A 3,727-nucleotide genomic window follows, 5' to 3' on the forward strand; every position below is an offset into this window, starting at 1 on the left:
GGGTCATGGTGCCGGTGTACGCCCGGCTCTGGCCGGCGAGGGTGAAGTCCCCCCAGTGCCCGGCCGGAACGGCGGAGGCCGAGGTCGCGCCGACGAGCGCGAGACCACCTCCGAGGACGAGGGCGGTCAGACCCGCCGTGACGGTGCGCAAGCGCCGCATGGTGCTCCCCTGTTCGTGCTGACCTGGCCCCTGCACCAGACGTCACCTCGACGTTCGTACAGGCTATCCACGGAGCGCGGACTCCGGGCACTTCGTGGGTCCCTGTCACCCAGTCGATCCGGACAGCGCACTCGCGAGGGCGTCGAGCGCGGCCACCTGGCCGAGCACGAGCAGCTCGCGCGCCTCGCCCAGCGGCATCCACCGGGCGTCGTCGACCTCCGGGACCTCGACGAAGCGACCCGACCCGCGCGGCAGTTCCAGCCGGACGGTGTTGCTCGTCACGGTGTCCACCGTGAACCCGGGCGCGTGCACCGCGAACACCCGGACGACCTTCGACGACTGCCGGTGCTCGCCCAGGTCGACGACCGATCCCTCGGGTGCCGGCACCCCGATCTCCTCCGTGAACTCCCGTCGCGCGGTGTCGAACGGGCGCTCCCCCGGGAACGGCTCGCCCTTCGGGATCGACCACGCCCGCGCGCGGCTCCGCCAGAACGGGCCGCCCATGTGCGCGACGAAGACCTCGGTGCCGGTCTCCCCGGCGCGGTGGAGGAGGAGCCCGGCACTCGTACGCACGACCAGAGGCTACGCAGCCGCCGCACGGAACCGCAGGCAGCGTGCAGGTGGCGGACCGCCCGCGGGAGTACGATCCGCGGCCAGGAGCGCCCCACGACGCCCCGGTACCGGCACGAGGAGGTCGATCGGGATGGACGAACGGTGGTCGACGGTGACGTTGGCAGCAGACGCGGCGAAGCCCCACGAGCAGGCGCTCCGGTGGATCGCCGACCATGCGGGGTCCGGCATCGAACGGCTCCGGGTCATCGGGGTCGACCCGGCGCTCGAGGGCCGCGTCGGCCCGGACGGGCGACGGGTCGCGGACGCGGTGGCCGAGGCTGCCCGCACGGCCCTGCCGGACGTGGAGGTCGAGATCGCCAGGCACGCCGGGTCGTTCGCGAACGCGCTCGTCGCGGAGTCGGACGCCGGCGACCTGCTCGTGGTCGGGTCGTGGCGCAGTCGACGCGGGAGCACGCTGGGGAACGGACCGGCGCGCGTCGCCGAACGTGCCGCCGTGCCCACGGTGGTCGTGCCCGACGGGCCGCACCCGATCGACGGCGACGTGGTGCTCGCCGTGGAGGAACCGCTCGACGAGCGGGCCGTCGCGATCGCCGTCGACGAGGCGGAGCGGCGCCACCGACGGCTGACCGTCCTCCGTGCGTGGGAGATGCCCGTCCTCACCCGGACCGGCCTGACCGACTTCGCCGAGGACCCGATGCGGTGGCGCACCCGGAACGCGGAGCTGCTCGAGCGGGTCACGGCGGAGCTGCGTCGCCGGCACCCGGCCCTGCGGATCCACCCGCTGCTCGTCGAGGGCCACCCCGGGCACGCGATCGCCGCCCACTCGCGCACGGCGTCGCTCGTCGTGCTCGGGCGCGGGCACGTGCACGCGCTCTCGGGGTCGGTGCTCCACGACGTCCTGCGCGAGTCGGTCTCACCGGTGTGCGTCGTCCCGCCGACCGCGCACGGGGCCACCGCCCCGGTCGAGGCGGCGAAGGACCGCACCGCGGCGGCGGACGCCGAGGCCGGGCTCGCGGACCGGGAGGCGACGGCCTGACGACCGGGTCAACCGGCGAGGTCCTCCACGGCGTCGGCCACCTGGTCGGTGAGGTACGCGACCCCGCGCTCGTTCGGGTGCAGCGCCCCCGGCTCGAGGTCGATGCGCTGCAGGTTGCCGGTCCCGTCGAGGGAGACGCCCGACACGTACGGCCGCTCCGTGGCACACGCCGACCGGGCCTGGGTACGGGAGAACACGTCGACGAACCGGACGTCGGCGGCACGCGCGGCCGCGGCGGACACCGCGTTCAGCTGCTCCTGGACACCGTGCAGGTACGCGACGTCCGTGTCGGTGAACGGGTACGAGTTCGTCGGGAACGACCCGGCGAGCGATCCGAGGTCGACCGCGGACCGGAAGCAGCCCTTCGCGGGGGTGTGCTCGGCATCGGGGAAGATCGCCGGGTACCCCAGGAACACGACCACGGCGTTCGGCGCCGCTGCCGTGACCCGTGCGAGCGTGTCCGCGACGCCGAGTGCCACCCGGGAAGCGATCTTCGTGCCGAGCTCGTCCTCGCCGTCCCGCACGAGCGTGCTCTCGCAGGACGCAGCGTCCCGTCCGGAGAACACCGGACCGTTCGCCGACAGCGCCAGGCACGAGGCCGCCGTGCCGAACAGGTCGGCGTCGTTCCCACCGATCGTCAGCGTCACGAGCCGCGTGGCGGACGACAGCGCCTCGATCTGCGGCGGGACGCCGGCGAACTGGGAGCCGGACGTCACGTCGTCGCTCGTCGCACCGGCGCAGGTGACGTCGGTCAGCGCCAGACCGAACCGCTGGGCGATCCGGTGCGGGTAGTCGCGTGCGGACTGCCCGCACACGTTCGTCGGGAGGTGCGTCGGGTCGGCGAGGCCGTACCCCGCCGAGTACGAGTCACCGAGTGCGACGTACTCGCTGCCGGGCGGCACGTCGGCGAGCCGGTCGGGTGGGTCGGACGTCACCGGGAACGGCTGCGGCTGCGGCCACGACGGCGCCGCGCTCGCCGGGGTCCCGCCCGGCCCTGCGGGTGCCACGGCGACCGGCAGCAGGCCACCGACGACGGCGACGAGCGCCACGGCGGCGAGCAGCCGTGGCCGGAGCGGACGGGGCGGGCGGGGCAGCGGGACCTCCGACGGACGGGCAGAGCGGGCGGGCAGAGCGGGCGGGAACAGCGGGCGGGCAGAGCGGGCGGGAACAGCGGTCGGGCACCGCGGGCGGCACAGCGGACGGTCGCCGAGGCGAGCCGCCCGACCTCAGCGTCGGCCGAGTCGGCGCTCGCCGTTGCTGCCCGTCTGGTAGACGAGGCCGTAGTGCTCGTACAGTCCGGGCTCGAGCGTCGCGTCGAGCTCGCCGTCGGTCGCGATCGACGGAGCGTCCTTGACGAGCTTCTTCGGGAACGCGACGAGGAGGTGCTTCGGCGCGACGGTGGCACCGGCGAGCGGCACGAAGACGAGCTTCTGGAACCCGACGAGCCCCGTCGTCACGGCGCCGAAGGCCGGCTCCGATGTGGCGGTGTCGTAGTAGATGCTCTCGAGGTTCCCGACCTTGTCCTCCGACGGGTCGACGACCGGCAGCCCGATCCAGTCCCGGATGTTGGCGGCTTCGAACACGATGGTTCCCTCCCGGCCACCGGTCCCTCCGGCGGTCCGGCTCCGAACCTACTGGTGGGTTCCTGAGCCGGGCACGACGCGGGCCGGACCGCCGGGCACGACACGGGCCGGACCGCCGGGCACGACGCGGGCCGCACCGCCGGGCACGACGCGGGCCGCACCGCCGGGCACGACGCGGGCCGCACCGCCGGGCACGACACGGGCCGGACCGCGCGGCGTGACGCCGAGGCCGTCCACCGCGGCGAGCACGTCGTCGGGACCCACGGCGAGCAGCGCCGGGTCCGGTTCCTCGGAGAACACGTCGCCCCGTCGCTGCGACGCATCGGTCAGCACGACGTGCGGCCCGGAGGCAGGCGGGCCCCAGGCTTCGGGCGG

General features: G+C 74.8%; 4 protein-coding genes and 1 pseudogene. 1 reads left to right on the forward strand and 4 read right to left on the reverse strand.

From position 1 onward, the window contains the following. Window positions 1–265 precede the first annotated feature (265 nt). On the reverse strand, window positions 266–733 hold the full coding sequence (locus tag I59_RS02055) for an NUDIX domain-containing protein (RefSeq protein WP_022902452.1): 468 nt from the start codon (window positions 731–733) through the stop codon (window positions 266–268). Window positions 734–863: 130 nt separating this feature from the next. Here I59_RS02055 and I59_RS02060 point away from each other — a divergent pair, with 130 nt between their 5' ends. Continuing rightward, window positions 864–1,769 carry a universal stress protein gene (locus I59_RS02060; RefSeq protein WP_022902453.1) on the forward strand — a complete coding sequence of 302 codons (906 nt, stop codon included), beginning with the start codon at window positions 864–866 and terminating at the stop codon, window positions 1,767–1,769. A gap of 8 nt (window positions 1,770–1,777) precedes the next feature. Here the strand turns inward: I59_RS02060 and I59_RS02065 are convergent, their stop codons facing one another. The 3 genes and pseudogenes from I59_RS02065 to I59_RS23300 all read right to left on the reverse strand — a co-directional run. Then, window positions 1,778–2,818, reverse strand: a complete 1,041-nt coding sequence (locus I59_RS02065; RefSeq protein ID WP_022902454.1) for an SGNH/GDSL hydrolase family protein — start codon at window positions 2,816–2,818, stop codon at window positions 1,778–1,780. A 177-nt stretch (window positions 2,819–2,995) separates the two neighbouring features. Further along, window positions 2,996–3,352: a PRC-barrel domain-containing protein gene (locus tag I59_RS02070; RefSeq protein WP_022902455.1), complete on the reverse strand. Its 357-nt coding sequence runs from the start codon at window positions 3,350–3,352 to the stop codon at window positions 2,996–2,998. Window positions 3,353–3,400: 48 nt separating this feature from the next. Beyond that, window positions 3,401–3,727: pseudogene (locus I59_RS23300) on the reverse strand (hypothetical protein); the annotation flags it as partial.

The sequence above is a fragment of the Curtobacterium sp. B8 genome (genome assembly GCF_000333315.1).
Taxonomy (GTDB): Bacteria; Actinomycetota; Actinomycetes; order Actinomycetales; family Microbacteriaceae; genus Curtobacterium; species Curtobacterium luteum.